This window comes from Microbulbifer sp. ABM4_008, from assembly GCF_056311705.1.
The window spans coordinates 3,291,030-3,306,640 of the sequence record NZ_CM149970.1; the positions used below are offsets into that span (position 1 = coordinate 3,291,030).

General features: G+C 51.9%; 16 protein-coding genes. 8 read left to right on the top strand and 8 right to left on the bottom strand.

Features of this window, described 5'->3' with window-relative positions:
• Window positions 1-59 precede the first annotated feature (59 nt).
• A complete protein-coding gene (locus ACYX4J_RS14190; RefSeq protein ID WP_282933557.1) occupies window positions 60-872 on the bottom strand; it encodes a class I SAM-dependent methyltransferase in 813 nt (270 codons plus the stop codon).
• A gap of 16 nt (window positions 873-888) precedes the next feature.
• Window positions 889-1,194, bottom strand: coding sequence for an MTH1187 family thiamine-binding protein (locus ACYX4J_RS14195; protein ID WP_444932698.1), 306 nt, complete (start codon window positions 1,192-1,194; stop codon window positions 889-891).
• A 131-nt stretch (window positions 1,195-1,325) separates the two neighbouring features.
• On the opposite strand from ACYX4J_RS14195, the gene ACYX4J_RS14200 reads away from it, so the two are divergent.
• From ACYX4J_RS14200 to mnmC, 4 genes are all read left to right on the top strand, one after another.
• Window positions 1,326-1,856: a glycine cleavage system transcriptional repressor gene (locus ACYX4J_RS14200; RefSeq protein WP_282933559.1), complete on the top strand. Its 531-nt coding sequence runs from the start codon at window positions 1,326-1,328 to the stop codon at window positions 1,854-1,856.
• Window positions 1,857-1,938: 82 nt separating this feature from the next.
• Window positions 1,939-2,412 carry a tRNA (uridine(34)/cytosine(34)/5-carboxymethylaminomethyluridine(34)-2'-O)-methyltransferase TrmL gene (trmL, locus tag ACYX4J_RS14205; RefSeq protein ID WP_108732553.1) on the top strand — a complete coding sequence of 158 codons (474 nt, stop codon included), beginning with the start codon at window positions 1,939-1,941 and terminating at the stop codon, window positions 2,410-2,412.
• A gap of 14 nt (window positions 2,413-2,426) precedes the next feature.
• The gene (gene fldB, locus ACYX4J_RS14210; protein ID WP_444916615.1) at window positions 2,427-2,966 is read left to right on the top strand and encodes a flavodoxin FldB; all 540 of its coding nucleotides are present in this window, start codon (window positions 2,427-2,429) and stop codon (window positions 2,964-2,966) included.
• A gap of 13 nt (window positions 2,967-2,979) precedes the next feature.
• On the top strand, window positions 2,980-4,968 hold the full coding sequence (gene mnmC, locus ACYX4J_RS14215; protein WP_476176873.1) for a bifunctional tRNA (5-methylaminomethyl-2-thiouridine)(34)-methyltransferase MnmC2/FAD-dependent 5-carboxymethylaminomethyl-2-thiouridine(34) oxidoreductase MnmC1: 1,989 nt from the start codon (window positions 2,980-2,982) through the stop codon (window positions 4,966-4,968).
• Here the strand turns inward: mnmC and ACYX4J_RS14220 are convergent.
• Window positions 4,961-5,596, bottom strand: a complete 636-nt coding sequence (locus ACYX4J_RS14220) for a DUF502 domain-containing protein (RefSeq protein WP_108732551.1) — start codon at window positions 5,594-5,596, stop codon at window positions 4,961-4,963. The two genes, mnmC and ACYX4J_RS14220, sit on opposite strands and share 8 nt — an antisense overlap.
• 9 nt (window positions 5,597-5,605) lie before the next feature.
• Between ACYX4J_RS14220 and ACYX4J_RS14225 the strand changes: the two genes are divergently transcribed.
• On the top strand, window positions 5,606-6,418 hold the full coding sequence (locus ACYX4J_RS14225) for a glutaminyl-peptide cyclotransferase (protein ID WP_476176874.1): 813 nt from the start codon (window positions 5,606-5,608) through the stop codon (window positions 6,416-6,418).
• On the opposite strand, the gene ACYX4J_RS14230 is transcribed toward ACYX4J_RS14225, so the two are convergent.
• Window positions 6,402-6,830, bottom strand: a complete 429-nt coding sequence (locus tag ACYX4J_RS14230) for a hypothetical protein (protein WP_157953964.1) — start codon at window positions 6,828-6,830, stop codon at window positions 6,402-6,404. The genes ACYX4J_RS14225 and ACYX4J_RS14230 overlap by 17 nt on opposite strands.
• A gap of 153 nt (window positions 6,831-6,983) precedes the next feature.
• Between ACYX4J_RS14230 and recQ the strand changes: the two genes are divergently transcribed.
• Window positions 6,984-8,789 carry a DNA helicase RecQ gene (gene recQ, locus ACYX4J_RS14235; RefSeq protein ID WP_476176875.1) on the top strand — a complete coding sequence of 602 codons (1,806 nt, stop codon included), beginning with the start codon at window positions 6,984-6,986 and terminating at the stop codon, window positions 8,787-8,789.
• A 98-nt stretch (window positions 8,790-8,887) separates the two neighbouring features.
• On the top strand, window positions 8,888-10,399 hold the full coding sequence (locus ACYX4J_RS14240; RefSeq protein ID WP_444932694.1) for a CoA-acylating methylmalonate-semialdehyde dehydrogenase: 1,512 nt from the start codon (window positions 8,888-8,890) through the stop codon (window positions 10,397-10,399).
• A 72-nt stretch (window positions 10,400-10,471) separates the two neighbouring features.
• On the opposite strand, the gene ACYX4J_RS14245 is transcribed toward ACYX4J_RS14240, so the two are convergent.
• Entirely contained in the window at window positions 10,472-12,397 is a 1,926-nt protein-coding gene (locus ACYX4J_RS14245) for a cytochrome-c peroxidase (protein WP_444932693.1), read from the bottom strand.
• Window positions 12,398-12,774: 377 nt separating this feature from the next.
• Between ACYX4J_RS14245 and ACYX4J_RS14250 the strand changes: the two genes are divergently transcribed.
• On the top strand, window positions 12,775-13,017 hold the full coding sequence (locus ACYX4J_RS14250) for a hypothetical protein (RefSeq protein WP_444932692.1): 243 nt from the start codon (window positions 12,775-12,777) through the stop codon (window positions 13,015-13,017).
• A gap of 113 nt (window positions 13,018-13,130) precedes the next feature.
• On the opposite strand, the gene ACYX4J_RS14255 is transcribed toward ACYX4J_RS14250, so the two are convergent.
• From ACYX4J_RS14255 to djlA, 3 genes are all read right to left on the bottom strand, one after another.
• Window positions 13,131-13,976 (bottom strand): OmpW/AlkL family protein, encoded by an 846-nt coding sequence (locus ACYX4J_RS14255; protein ID WP_444932691.1) that lies wholly within the window; start codon window positions 13,974-13,976, stop codon window positions 13,131-13,133.
• A 429-nt stretch (window positions 13,977-14,405) separates the two neighbouring features.
• Complete coding sequence (locus ACYX4J_RS14260; protein WP_444905860.1) at window positions 14,406-14,714, bottom strand: BolA family protein; 309 nt, start codon at window positions 14,712-14,714, stop codon at window positions 14,406-14,408.
• 46 nt (window positions 14,715-14,760) lie between these two features.
• The gene (djlA, locus tag ACYX4J_RS14265; RefSeq protein ID WP_476176876.1) at window positions 14,761-15,546 is read right to left on the bottom strand and encodes a co-chaperone DjlA; all 786 of its coding nucleotides are present in this window, start codon (window positions 15,544-15,546) and stop codon (window positions 14,761-14,763) included.
• Window positions 15,547-15,611: the final 65 nt, after the last annotated feature.

Below are 15,611 nucleotides of genomic sequence, written 5' to 3' on the forward strand. Positions count from 1 at the left end.
GCGACTAATTCAGGTAGGCTGGGAGCAGCCATAGCCACCCCCAGAATATTGTAAAACGATCAGGACTTGGGTTTGCGGAAGCGCAGGGTCATACGATCGCTCTCGCCGATAGCGAGATACTTTTCACGGTCCTCTTCACCCAAGCGCATTACCGGCGGTAAGGTCCATACGCCTTTGGGGTGGTCAGCAGTGTCTTTGGGGTTCGCATTTACCTCGCTGGCCTCTTCGAATTCAAAGCCCGCCTTTTTAGCCAGGTCGATAACATACTCCTGGGTGACATAACCACTTTTCACCATATCTTCCAGGCTGGTACCTGGCTTGGCACGGTGCTCAACGATCCCCAGAACACCACCGGGCTTCAGCGCGGCAAAAAAGCTGGCAAAAGCTTCATCGGCATAATCGCGATACATCCAGTTGTGCACGTTGCGGAAAGTTACTACGGCATCGGCACTGCCTGCCGGAGCAATCTCGCGACCGGTTTGCGGGGCAAACTCAGTCACAATTACTTTCTTGTAAGCCTTATCGTTAGCAGCCAGCTTTGCTTTGAAGTTCTTCAGGGAGCGCTTGAAGTAGTCGGACTCACTATTCTCAGGGAAGTGCGCTGCATATAAGGTCCCCTTCTTGCTCAGGTAGGGCCCGAGAATTTCGGTATACCAACCGCCGCCCGGGGTAATTTCCACTACCGTCATATCCGGCTCGATCCCCATAAACTCCAGGGTCTCCGCTGGGTTGCGGTACTGATCGCGGGCGACATAATCCTTGTTGCGATGATCCCCCTTAATGGCAGCAGAGAAATCTGCGGCCTGGGCTGTGCCCGCCAAAGCCAGGGCACCGGCCAGGGCCACCAGGGATTTCTTAAAATTGCTCGTCATAGTTTTTCCTGTGTTGTTATCGTTGGTCCAACTTCATTTGCACACTGTTGATCTTATCCTGCATAGATTGCTCGCGGTCAATACGAGTTCCCAATTTCAGGCTGGAACTGATTCGGTCGGCGCCCATTTGATGCACCCGCTCGTGGCACTCTTTAACTGCCGCCATCACCTTATCCCAGTCCCCCTCGATATTGGTACCGTATGCGTGCAGGCGATAGGAAAGCCCCGCCTCTTCCAGCACCCGCTCGCACTCAGCAACGTATTTACTGACGGAAACACCAACGCCGATAGGGATCACACATAAGTCAGCAATCACGTTCATCAACAGTCCCTCGTTAAAGTACTTGGATATTGGTTTCAAAATAACGCTTTTGAGATTGGCCGATAGAGTTATTCGACGAGATCCTATTACAATGTCAGCTCAACGTCTCTCGTGAAGCAAAGGAACCCTATATGCAACAGCATCTCGTTATCTCCATGATCTCTGATGACAAGCCCGGTGTCGTGGAAAAGCTTTCAGCAGTTATCGCAGATAACGGCGGCAACTGGGAAGACAGCCATATGGCCCACTTCGCTGGGAAGTTTGCCGGAATCCTGCGGGTGGCGGTGCCCGCAGATAAAAGCGAGACACTTAAAGAGGCGTTATCAGCCCTGGCAAACGCAGGCTACAACCTGGTCATTGAAGATGCCATTGCAGTATCCGCCAAACCCCAGCAGACGCTGACGCTGAAACTGGTTGGCAACGACCGTCCCGGCATAGTCCGCGAGATCTCGCGCGCACTTACCGCTCACCATATCAATATGGAGCATCTGGAAACCACTTACGGCAGCACCCCCTGGAGCGGTGAGCCCCTGTTTAATGCCGAGTGCACTATCAGTGTGGCCGAAGACATAGATCTCGACGGCCTGCGTGACGATCTGGACCAGATTGCCAATGAACTCGGGGTCGAGATCGATTGCGAGGAGATCGCCACCCCCATCTAATTGTGGAATAATCCGCAGCCGTACAGGGCCGGGCACTGTTGTCCGGTCTAGCTAGAAGTCTCTCCAGCGCAAACGCCACCTCATGTTCAAGATTGTTCTATACCAACCTGAAATAGCGCCAAATACCGGCAATATTATTCGACTTTGTGCCAATACCGGGGCAGAGCTGCACCTTATCGAGCCCTTAGGTTTCGATATGGATGACAAACGCCTGCGTCGCGCCGGCCTCGACTACAGCGAGTACAGTCGCGTGGTGCGCCACAAGGACTGGCAGACCTTTATCGATAGCGAGCAACCCGCCAGGGTGCTGGCGCTCTCCACCAAGGGAAGCAAAAGCCATACCGCGATCGAATTCCAGGCGGATGACGCCATTGTGTTTGGCCCGGAGACCCGGGGGCTACCCGCAGAGTTCCTGCAAGCAGTAGGGGCCGAAAACACTTTGCGTATCCCCATGCGTGCCGAGAGCCGCAGTATCAACCTATCCAATGCCGCCGCCATTGTTATCTACGAGGCTTGGCGACAATTGGATTTTAGTGGCGCCGTGTCCCAGCAGTAAGAAGTTCACCTGTTATGCAAAGTTCCCAAGCCCCAATCGGACTCTTTTACGGTTCCAGCACTTGCTATACCGAAATGGCTGCGGAGAAGATCCGCCAGTGTATCGGTCCTCAATGGATTGATATCCACAATATCGCAGAGGCGGATATTGGCCTCGCCGAAGACTACGACTTCCTTTTGTTCGGCATTCCCACCTGGGACTACGGCGAACTGCAAGAGGACTGGGAAAATATCTGGGACGACTTGGCCGCGCTGGACCTGCACGAGAAAAAGGTCGCGCTGTTTGGTCTGGGTGATCAGGAAGGCTACCCTCAGTGGTTCCAGGACGCCTTGGGCTATTTGCATTCACAGCTCCTCGCCTGCGGTGCCCGTGCAGTGGGCTATTGGTCCGCAGAAGGTTACGAGTTTGAAGAGTCCAAGGGGCTAACCGCCGATGGCAGCCAGTTTGTCGGGCTGGCCCTGGATGAGGAGAACGAATTCGATCTGAGCGAGGAGCGTATCCAGCGCTGGTGCGCCCAGGTAATGCGCGAGTTTGGCTTGCAGGATGGGGGCTGACGGAAGTCTTATTGTGAGCGAACCGGACAAGAAGTACGCAGAAATTGAATGGCGTGAAGACGGCCAACCGCTGTCTCGCGCCTACGACGATATCTATTTTTCCAGCGCCTCCGGCCTGGAGGAAACCCGCTACGTTTTCCTGCAGCAAAATGCCCTGGCTGAACGCTGGCAACAGCTCGCAGAGAACGGCACCTTTACCATTGCCGAGACAGGCTTCGGCACCGGCCTGAACTTTCTCGCCGCCGCAGAGCTTTGGCAGAAAACGGCCCCGGAAAGTGCTCGCTTGCACTTTATTTCGGTCGAGAAGTTCCCACTGCGTCCCAACGACCTGCGCAGGGCACTGGATCTCTGGCCACAACTGGCCCCGTTCGCCCAGCCTTTGATTGATAGCTACCCTCCCCTGCTGGCCGCCGGCATTCACCGGCTGCACTTTGGCCCAGTCAGCCTGACCCTAATTATCGGGGAGGCAAGTGAGGCCCTGAACAGCTTGCGCCTGCAAAGGGACAGCGATCACCAGGTAGACGCTTGGTTCCTGGATGGTTTTGCCCCAGCCAAGAACCCGGATATGTGGACATCAGAGCTGTTTAACAACATGGCCGCTCTGAGCAGTCCCAGCGCCACTTTCGCCACCTTTACCTGTGCCGGGCTGGTTAAGCGCGGACTCCGCGATGCCGGTTTTTCCCTGCGCAAGGTTCCCGGCTTCGGGCGCAAAAGAGAGATGCTGTGTGGCACTCTGGAGAGCCCACAAGTGAGCGAAACCAGAGAAACTCCGTGGCACCTGCCTCACCAGGAAAGCAAGCCCCCTAAAACCGTCGCTATTGTCGGCGCGGGAATAGCCAGTGCCACTATTGCCCGGGCACTGGCAGAGCGCGGCATCGATGTTCAGGTATTTGAACAGGGTGAGGAACCCGGCTCTGGTGGCTCTGGGAATGACCAGGGAATTCTATACGCCAAGTTATCTCCCAAGCCCGGCCCCAACGGAGACTTCAATCTCCACGCTTTGATGTTTGCCCAACGCTACTATCGCAGCCGCTGCTCTAAAGTGAGCCACTTCAGCGGTCTGCTTCAATTGGCGCAAACTGAGCGGGAACAGCAATTACAGAGTCAGGTTGCCGCCACACTGGCGGAGAGCGATGGGCAGCTATTGGCTGAACCTGTCGATGCTCGAGCGGCCAGCTCTCTGGCAGGCGTCGACCTACCCGTGGGTGGACTGCACTTTCCTCACGCCGGGTGGATTGAACCGCGCAAAGTCTGCGCCACTTTATTACAGCACCCAAATATCAACCTGCACAGCAACAGCTTGGTAAAAGGGTTAGGGCGAGAATCGAGCGGTTGGTCAGTAAGAACAGACCGCAGTGACTTTCAATTTGATACGGTAGTTCTGTGCGGCGCCAATGATATTCGCCAATTTGCCCCTGCGGCGGCCCTCCCCCTGAAGCCAATTTGCGGGCAGGTGTCCAGAGCAACGGCCACTGAGAATTCTTCGCAGTTACAAATGGCTTTGTGCGGTGAGGGTTATATCACTCCTGCCTATCAAGGGCGTCAGAGCTTTGGTGCCACCTTTAAGCTTAAGGAGACCGCTACTGACCTACGAGTTAGCGAGCACAGCGAGAATCTACAAACCCTGGCAGAGCTACTGCCGCAAATAGCAGATGAGTTCTCACAACAGTCTCTCACTGGCCGAGCGGCTTTGCGCGCAGCGACCCCCGACTACCTACCCTTAGCCGGCCCCTTACCCAACTGGGACTCTATCAACGATACCTATGTCGCACTGCGCAAGAATCGCAAGCAGTACGTTCCCGAGCGGGCTGACTACCAGCAAGGCCTCTATGTAATGGGAGGCTTGGGTTCCCGTGGCTTTACCTACGCACCACTAACAGCCGAGGTACTGACTGCCTGGATGCTCAACGAGCCCCTTCCGGTCAGCGCAACCCTGGCCAAAGCACTGCACCCGGCTCGCTTTGCCATTCGCGATCTGGGTAGAAACCGAGATATCAAGTAGAGGGGACTCCAGTCTCCTTCTTCTCTGAAGACAGCAAGTTGGCACTGCCGGAACCACAGGCGACGATCGTCTTCATCGCCGCCTCAACACTCACGCCGGGCAGTATTTCTACGCACTCTGCCGGTACGTGAAACACAAACCCGGAGGTGGGTACCGGCGCTGTGGGCACATAGACGGTCATATCTCCATTGGGGTGTTGAGAAGTGACAATTGCGGTGACGGTGAGCGGATTATCAATGCCGTGAATGCGGACCTTGGCTACCGGCCCCGCCAGCACACCTTCACCACCGCCACCAATAAACTGGATCACCACATCTTTGATGGTGCTGTAACCCGGCGCCAGGCGTCCCAACCAGTGATCCACATGGCGGTGCAACCAGCTGCCAACACTGGTTTTCACCAACAAACCAATCGCGAAACAACCACCGAGAATCAGGGCTATCACCACGAGCCTGGCAAGGGTATTCTTAAATTCTGTATGCGCCTCAAGCCACACCACAGCGGGAGCGACAAGATCACTAACTTGACCGAACAGCCACTGAAACAGCAGGACAAAGATAGCTATAGGCAGCACCACTGCGAGTCCACCCAGCAGCGTCAAAGTGATAAAAGTTTTAATTCTGGTCATAGGCTATTGATGAACCGACTTCTCGTGAACAGCTGGATACTGTTATTGCTTTACGCCCCGTGGCTGCAAAGTGCAGCTGCAGAGACACAACTCCAAACAATCCCTTTTTCCATCCTGGAAGAGCGCCAGCGTGGAGGGGACCATTTCACCCAGGGGCTTTTCTACGATGGTCAACGCTGGTGGGAGAGCAGTGGTCGCTACCGCCGCTCCTGGCTCGCCGAGTATACCGATCCTGGCGCCAATCCAGTAAGACGCAAATGGCTGGCTAGGAATCGTTTCGCCGAAGGGCTCACAGTTCTCAACGATAAACTTTACCTGCTGACCTACAAGGCGGGAGAGGTCCATGTCTACCACGCAGACAAGCTCCAACATTTGAAGGTCATGCACTATCGAGGCGAAGGCTGGGGCCTCACCAGTAATGGCCAGCAGCTGATTATGAGTAATGGCAGTGGCGAACTGGTTTTCCGCGATCCCGATACTTTTGAGGTAGTGCGACACCTCAAAGTTCAAGGCGGAGGTAAAAATTGGTCCAGACTCAATGAATTGGAATTTGCCCAGGGCCTGATTTGGGCAAATATATGGCAAGAAAAACAGATTATTGCCATCGATCCGGAGAGTGGCCAGGTGCGCGGCATTATCGATCTCAGCGCTCTCAATCCGGCCGGCAGAAATCACCCTGACACCGTGGCCAATGGGATCGCCTGGGACAAAGCCAAAAATGGGCTCTGGGTAACTGGAAAGTACTGGAAACAGCTCTATTTGATTCGCCCTGCAGGACTGGGCTTTGAGCGTACCAGTAGAATTTCTAACGCTGATCCGTAACGGTCAGCACCCCCCCATCCCGGAGATAGTCCATCGCAGACAACTGCAACTGCAAGCGATAGCCGTGCCCCCGGCTCTGTAGGCTGACGCCTTCCAAACTCGCCTCGCCGTCATACAGCGTGGTGAATTTCCCTTCTTCATTTTCCCACTGAATATTTTCAACTTTTTGCATGCCGGGTAACTCGAGAGTGACCACTGTGAACTCTTCCGGCAAAGGCTGTAGCTCAACCTGGGCAACACCCGATGCGGTCGCCAGGGAAAATGCCAGTTGGTTTTCCGGTGCTGTCTGCCACCCCAGGTGAGTGTCAGCAACAACAGATTGAACCAGATTATGTGGGGAGGTCGAGGCGCACCCCAGAAGTCCGGCTGGAACCGTCAACGACAACACAGTTGACAAAATCAATGTGCGCATAGCCCTATCCTTAGCTTGCCGCTGTGATGGCGTAGGATTATAACCCGCGAAATATGTCACAGGCGTAAAGCCGTCAATTTCATTCAATTTCAGCGGCATACTCATCAATAAACATACCACGCGCGATCGAGCCACAAGGTATACTCCCCGCCCATGAATTCCCCACAACATATTCTCGAACACGTTTTTGGCTATACCGATTTCCGCGATCCTCAAAAAGCAGTTATCGACACACTGGTAGCCGGCAATGATGCCCTGGTATTAATGCCCACCGGCGGTGGTAAATCCCTGTGCTACCAGATTCCCGCCCTGGCGCGCCCCGGGTGTGGAGTTGTAATCTCCCCCCTGATTGCCCTGATGCAGGACCAGGTAGAAGCTCTTCAGGAAGCCGGCATCCGCGCCGCTTACTTGAATTCATCAGTGGCCTACGACGAAATCCAGGCAATCGAAAGCCAGCTATTACACGGTGAGCTGGATCTCCTCTATTTAGCCCCGGAGCGGTTGCTACAGCCACGAACCCTGTCATTACTGCAACGGGTAGAACTGTCGCTGTTTGCCATTGATGAAGCCCACTGTGTTTCCCAATGGGGGCACGACTTTCGCGCCGACTATCTGCAACTCAACTGCCTGCACGAGCAATTCCCCCGGGTACCCCGTATTGCCCTGACAGCGACAGCAGACAAGCGCACCCGTGCAGAAATTGCTCGCCGCTTGGACTTGGAAGAGGCCCGCCACTTTGTCAGCAGCTTCGACCGCCCCAATATCCAGTACCGCATTGAGCCCAAGGACAACCAGCGCCGCCAACTGCTGCAATTCTTACAGAATGGACACCAGGACAACGCAGGGGTTATTTACTGTCTGTCCCGAGCCAAAGTGGAGAACACTGCGGAGTGGTTGAGCCAGCAGGGCTTCACTGCCCTGCCCTATCACGCCGGGCTACCCGCCGAGACCCGCGCCGAGCACCAGCGCCGCTTCCTGCGTGAAGAGGGTGTCATTGTTGTCGCCACCATTGCATTTGGCATGGGGATTGATAAGCCGGATGTGCGTTTCGTTGTTCACCTGGACCTACCCAAAAGCATCGAAGCCTACTATCAGGAAACGGGCCGTGCGGGCCGCGATGGTGGGGCCTCAGTTGCTTTACTCCTCTACGGTCTCGAGGATGTGGTAAAGATCGGCCAGATGGTGGAGTCCTCAGAGGGCAGCGAAGAGCACAAGCGCCAGGAACGCAGCCGTCTGAATGCCATGCTCGGGCTGTGTGAAATCACCAGCTGCCGCCGCCAGGCCCTGCTGGACTATTTTGCGGAACCACTGGACAACCCCTGCGGCAACTGTGACACCTGCCTGGAGCCACCTGCCACCTGGGATGCCAGTGAGGCAGCGGTAAAACTACTCTCCTGTGTCTATCGCACCGGACAGCGCTTTGGCGCCAGCCACGTGATCGATGTACTACGCGGCTCCGAGAACGAGAAAGTCCGCAAATTCGAGCACGACCAGCTCTCCACTCATGGCATCGGCAAAGACCTGAGCGCGGCCGAATGGCGGGCAGTCGTGCGGCAGCTGATTGTTCGCGGCTATCTGGAGGTCGAGGGAGAATTCCAGGGGCTGAGGCTCACTGAAATTTGTCGCCCGCTGCTGCGACGGGAAGAGACTCTCAACCTGCGCAAGCTTCCCCCGAAAGCAGCGCGCTCGCAGAGCCGTGACAGTCGCAGCCTGGATGATCTCAGCCCAGAAAACCAAGTGCTTTGGGAAGCCCTGCGCAACTGTCGCAAACAGTTGGCAGAAGAGCGCGGCGTGCCGCCTTATGTCGTCTTCCACGATGCGACCCTGCGCGGCATGGTACAAGCCCACCCACAAACACGCAGCGAGCTATTAGCGGTCTCCGGCGTTGGAGACAGTAAGCTCGAACGCTTCGGCGATGCATTTTTGGCGGTTCTCAGGGATTTTCCCAAACACGAATAACTCCGAACAGTCGGGAGCTTTTCCCCAAAACACAGAGCTGTGTTACAAAGGGGCAAAGCAGTAGAACAATAATTGATAAACCCGACTGAGAGAGAACTATGAAAGTAATCGGCCACCTGATTAATGGCAACATGGTTAATGACACCGGTGCCGCAGGTAACTCCGAACTCCAAGAGGTCACCAACCCCTCCACCAACGAAGTGATCGCCCAGGTTTCGCTAGCCTCTAAAGTGACGGTTGAAGAGGCCATTAGTGCAGCTGAAGCAGCCTTCCCCGCTTGGCGAAACCTTCCGACGGCCAAGCGAGTACGGATTATGTACCGCCTGCGAGACCTGCTACAGGAAAACGCTACAAAGATTTGTGAGCTGATTACCCTGGAACACGGCAAAGTCCTCGACGATGCGATGGGGGAATTACAGCGAGGCATCGAGAATATCGAGTACGTTTGCTCTACTCCGGAAATGCTAAAGGGCGAACACAGTAAAAATGTCGGGCCGGCAATAGACTCCTGGAGCGAATTCCAACCGCTGGGTGTTTGTGCCGGCATAACCCCCTTTAACTTCCCCGCTATGGTCCCCCTGTGGATGTGGCCCATGGCAATTGCCTGCGGCAATACCTTTGTACTAAAACCCTCCGAACGCACCCCCTCCTCTGCACTGTTTATCGCGGAGCTGGGTATAGAAGCCGGCATCCCTACAGGGGTACTAAATGTAGTTAACGGCGGTAAAGAGGCCGTCGATACACTCCTCACCGATAAACGTGTCCAAGCGGTGAGCTTTGTGGGATCGACTCCGATCGCAGAGTATGTCTACACCACAGGCACCGCCCATGGAAAAAGAGTGCAAGCGTTTGGTGGTGCCAAGAACCATGCGATCATCATGCCCGATGCCGACCTGGACAACGCTGCCGCTGCTCTAATGGGCGCAGCCTATGGTTCCTGTGGTGAACGCTGTATGGCCATCTCTGTCGCTGTAGCGGTAGGTAATGAAACCGCCGATGCCCTTGTTGAGAAGCTCAAAGTACAAATTGCTGATCTGAAAATCGGCGATGGTATGGACAGCCAAAGCGATATGGGGCCACTGGTAACCCGGCAACACTTACAAAAAGTGGAGAGTTATATTGCCGCTGGTATCGAAGAGGGTGCCGAGTTGGCTGTAGATGGGCGCAACCAAACCGTTTCCGGTTTTGAAAATGGTAATTACCTGGGCGCCTGTCTGTTCGATCAAGTCACTCCGGAAATGTCGATTCATAGTGGGGAGATATTTGGCCCGGTACTCTGTGTGATGCGTGTCGAAACCATGCAAGAGGCCATGGATATTATCGATGCTCATGAATACGGTAACGGCACCTGTCTATTTACTCGCGACGGTGAGGCCGCACGCTATTTCAGCGACAATATTAAAGTTGGAATGGTTGGTATCAACGTACCTCTGCCGGTACCGGTAGCACACCACAGTTTCGGTGGTTGGAAGCGTTCATTGTTTGGTGACCTTCACGCATATGGACCCGATTCAGTGCGTTTCTACACCAAACGCAAAACCATCACCCAGCGCTGGCCTGCCAGCGGGGTTAGGGAAGGTATTCAGTTCAGTTTCCCCTCAAATCAGTAAGCACTGGGGTGGCAGCCCCTCAGGTTTCCCCTTCAAAAAAAGTGCCCGATTTTGTCGGGCACTTTTTTCTTACTATAAAGAGTTCCCCTCCTGATCTACCGCATCCAGCTGACGGCCATCCGGACCTCCATCTCTCGGCGGAATCAATACATCGATTTCTGGAGTCCCAGGTAACGCACTGGGATCAGTCAAAGCCCGGAGGAACTCAGCCAAAATTTCGATTTCGTCATCGGACTCGCCACGATTTGCCGGGCTATCACCAACCAAGTCCATGGTAAGCTGATAACCATTGGGTGCGACAATATCAACACAACCACTGCCCAAATACTCGAATTGCTCCAGCTCACACAAATCTGCAACAGTATCGGTCAAGGGTGTGCCAGTATCATCAACACCAAAATAACTTTGGATGGAATCCACAGTATTGAAGTAATGAGAGATATTTCGCTCTAAGCTGCCAAACTGTCCCGCGTGCCCCCATGGACCGGAAATGGAAACATTGAGAAGCGACGGCACCCTATATCTTTCCAAATCGCTACCATCTTCATTGGTACCGACTCCAATTTGTGGATAGCGAAACCCCCTGGACGTTTCCAAAGTAAAAAATGGCCCATCATGGCATTGTGCACAAGCAGTGTTGGTGTAAAACAGGATTCCACCACGTTTCTGCATCTCAGTCATGGCATCATCATTGCCATCAAGGAAGTCAAAGAAAGGGTTATCAATAAATAGCTGGGAAGCCTGGTAGGCAGCCAAGGCTTCAGACACCCGCAGGAAAGTTTTTTCGCTATCCCCAAAAGCGTCTTCGAAAAGTGAATCCCACTCATCACTCAAACCAGACGCAATGTTCTCGCGATAATCGCTATCACTGGCAAAGCTTCCCCGCTCACCCATTTCCTCTGCTGTAACTACAGGAAAGTGGGCCTGGGCCATCAACAGTGTCAGGGAATTACTGGCTATCTCTTCAGAAAAACTATTTACGTCATCAGAGACATCTCCATCATCAGTTCTGACCTGATTGGCTAAATAAGTAGCTTTATCCTCAATGTTGTTAATACCTGTTCTGAAACTGACTCTCCTATCCCAAAAAAGGCTATCCGACCAAATAGCAGAATTACAGGTGGGGGGCGAGTTACGCGGTAATAGCGGCATCAGATTACCATCGCTTCTACCGGGCCCCAATAAGTCAGGATTTACCGTATTTACACCAATCGGTAACGACAAACCATCACTGCCACAACCCAGTGTGGGGTGGTGACAAGATGAGCACGAAGAATCGTTATTTAAACTCAGGGATTTACTGTGAAATAAGCGCATTCCCAACTCAATAAGTGCGGGATCTTCCTCTCTGCGCAGCCGCGCCACATAAGCTCTTAATGCGCCTACTCGATCTCCCAGGCTTATAACCTCTGCGGCAGCCCTAAGACACTCATTGAGGTTTTCTGTAGCTATATCCCATACATCGCTAACTCGCTCACCCGCCGTACATTCATCGAGACGTGCAATTGTTGTATTTACTTCTGCAAAGGTTGTATCGACGGAGGTGCCGTTATACCAGTCATCGTCTCGATCGCTATCCAGTGTCCTTGCAATATCCTCATTTGACGGCTCACTGTAGCTACCGTCACTGACTTTCACGGCAGCGCTGTAGCTATATTTTGTACCGCTGGACAAACCACTATCTTCGAACCGCTCAGCCTGCGTCTCCGCTATCTCTTCACCATCGCGATATATTAAATAGGAAACATCACCACTCTCATTTGGCTCCCAGGAGATACGGATAGTGGAAGCCGAAGTCGTGACGGCTACTAAGTTAGAGGGAGACTCCAAATCTGTAGACACCTGCCCCCCACTGGAACCAGAGCTATCGTCACCTCCAGAGCTGCCACTGCTCCCTCCACCGCCACACCCCCAAAGCAGAAGCACCGCAAAAACAGCCAGGATACGCGTATTTACAGACAACAATAATTTTAAATACTTCTTAAAAAATAAATTCATCTTTAGTTTTATTTATTGGTCAAATAAACGAGCTCCAAATTACTCAACAATCAAGGAGCCTCTTACGCGGGATTATCAATTCACAAAAAACAGAGTCAACAACAACATTAAACCTCCATAAAAGAATGAGAACCAATCGAGCATTATTTTTTAAAAAATCCCCAAAAAAATAAAAAGAAGAAACACACTTCGAAAGTGACCAAAATCAGACCCTCATCCACCAAACCCAAAATGTAAGCAACACAAGTAATCGCACCAAGAACAATCAAGCACCATTAAGAGAACACTTACCACACAGATAACACCTCCAGACTTCAAGTTATTTACTTTATATTTGGAAGATGGGATCATCTGCGTACCAACAAACGAGAAAAACAATGAAAATAACAGGCCTCACTGTCGCACTAATTGCTGTACTTCTCTCTGCCAACCCAGCACATGCACAGGAGGATGCATCCTTTAAGAAATGTAAAAAGTGGCAACAAAAAATTGAGCACTTCCGCGAAGAGAGAAAAGATGGCGGATCGGGAGAGCAGATGGAGAAATGGAAAGACAAGATAAAAAAATTGAGAGAGAAATTTAAAGAATACAATTGCGATCAATATAAGCACAACTTGTAATCAAGGATTGGCAACTGCAGCATCCAAGAAAGGTTAAACGCCTTCCCCTTAATATCAGATGACCGTTAAATAAAAAAGGACGCCGAAGCGCCCTTTTTTGGCTGCATGACTGATTACCAGTGGAAATCAAACTTGTAGCCTACACCAATATTGAATGACCAGGGGTCAAAGAGATAATCACCACCGAATCTATGGCGATAGAACTCATTGTCATTATCGGTATCGAACCAGAATACGTCTGCCTCAATATCGGTATCTACATCATAGTAAATAGCCGCGAGATTAATCAGCCAGCTACTATCGTGACCGAAGTTAAAGTCGACACCAATTTGCCAGGTGTAACCCCAGTTGTCACCCAGGTTTACACGACCATCCCAAGGCCGGAACACTTCAACATCATCATCAAAAACCCACCAACCCCAATTCCTCAGGCGCTCATCGGTAAAGTCGGTATAGTTAATACCCACTCCCATATAAGGCTGAACCATGCAGCTAGGGTCTAACGGATAATAATTCAGATAAGCAGCCGTGATTTGAGGCTTCCACCTAGCAAAATCACGTCGACGATGGAATTCATCAAAGTCAGGGTTAAAACGACGTAGCCAGGGCCGGTTATCTCCTCCTGTATGGCGGTCACCCTCAGTGTAACTCAGGGATACACTCATATGGTCGGTGGCCCGCCACTCTACATTGATAAACCAGCCCCACTCATCACTGGGATCAACGTTGGAGCGGAATGCACCCCAATCGTCAATAAAATCATCCGGCCCCTCGAAGAACCTGTCCGCAAACGTGACATTATCCGAATTGGGCGAGATATAGGCCCCACCAATTCGAACCTTAAACTCCTGGGTCTTTGGTGGGGGAGGGGCATAGCCAGCCGGTCCTGCCGAAGCGACACTAGAGATTGCTAAGGCTAGGGGCGTCATAACGGGGATCAGAATACGCGTCATCTTCATTTGTGGTAACTCCATTGATATTCAGCAGATCAAACAGCAATCAGCCCAATCAATGGTCAGTCTAGTCGCACGAAGTAACAGGTGTAGAAAAAACAAACAAATGTTGGCGTGTAAAAAAGTATTTATTGTTTTCTGGCACTTAAACCGCTTTTTGGCGTTTAATTTTCCCGAACAAAGTATGATTTTTAAAATGGATAGGCGCCTCTTGGAATTCTAGCGGCCGCCAGAGCAAGAGGGGTATGAAGAGATCTAAATTTATAAACAAAAAATTAACGCCATTTCACCACTGATTCTTACAACCAGCAAAAGCTTATGAGGGCTTTCGTGACGCAAAAAGAAACTGAAAATTTTTGAATGGCTGTTTAAATGAAAAACGCGACAGGCTCCAGAACTGGAACCTGTCTGAGTTGTTTTAAATAAAGCGCTGAATTACGACTTTTTTCCACCACCCTGGCATTCAGGACTCTGGGGGGCCTGTCCCTCCCACTCTTCCGGGCTGTAGGTGTGCAAAGCCAGAGCATGTATTGGGCCAGCCATTTCTTCAGACAAAGCCGCATAGACTTTTTGATGGCGCTGCACTTTCCTTGCTGAATTGAACGCCTCACTCACCAAAACGACCCGAAAGTGCATTTCAGAGCCAACAGGCACATTGTGCATATGACTTTCGCATTGCACTTCAATATGCTGAGGGGAAAATTCCGCAGTCAGTTTATGTTTAATTGTCTCAGCAAGACTCATCTATCAACTCCTTTATTTGCAATACAGCAAGGCTACTTTCCTGAACCTAGCTGACAACCTTAGCCTGTTGCTTTCTCGCCTCCACAATCGCTTCATAGGCAACAGTAATACTTTTCATCTGATCATCAGCATGACGCATAAACTCTTCAGGCAACCCCTTGGAAGCAATTTTATCGGGATGGTACTCTGCTGCTTTTCGGCGATAAGCTAATTTAAGCTCTTTATCGCTAGTCTCCGGGGTACAACCCAGCACTGCGTAATGCTGCTCCAGATTTGCAGCCGTACTCCTCCCCCCGTGCAAAAACTCATTTTGCATTGCCGCAAATAAAGATTCATGCAACCCAAGATCAATAGTGATGCGTTTTAAAATTTCTTCTTCTGCGCTGTGTAATTCACCATCGGCATAAGCAACAGCAAATAATAGGCGATACACCATTTCCCGCATTGCTTGATCGCGAACCAGCTGGCGATACTGTTTTGCGTAATCGTAAATGCTGTACTTATCAGTCTTGGCATTTTCAAAAATACGGATTGCATGCTTGCGCTCCTCAGTGCCCAGACGGAGGTTATTTCTAATAAAGCCCTCTATAAACTCCACTTCAGCTTTAGAAACCAGGCCATCTGCCTTAGCCATTTTTGCCAGCATCGAAAATAGAGTCACAATGAAGATTGTCTGGGCTCCATCCCTGCTCAGGGCCGAAGCAGCCTTCCCGAAGCGCTGCTGCAAACTGGAACCAAATGAACTGCCGATCCAGGCTCCCAATGCCGCACCAATTGGGCCGCCAAACATAAAACCAAAGCCTGCACCTAACCCCGCCCCTAACCAGGACATACACTCTCCTAGACGCTAAAAGTCGCGCCCGCTATATAAGAATCAAACAAGTAAAACGCGCCTAT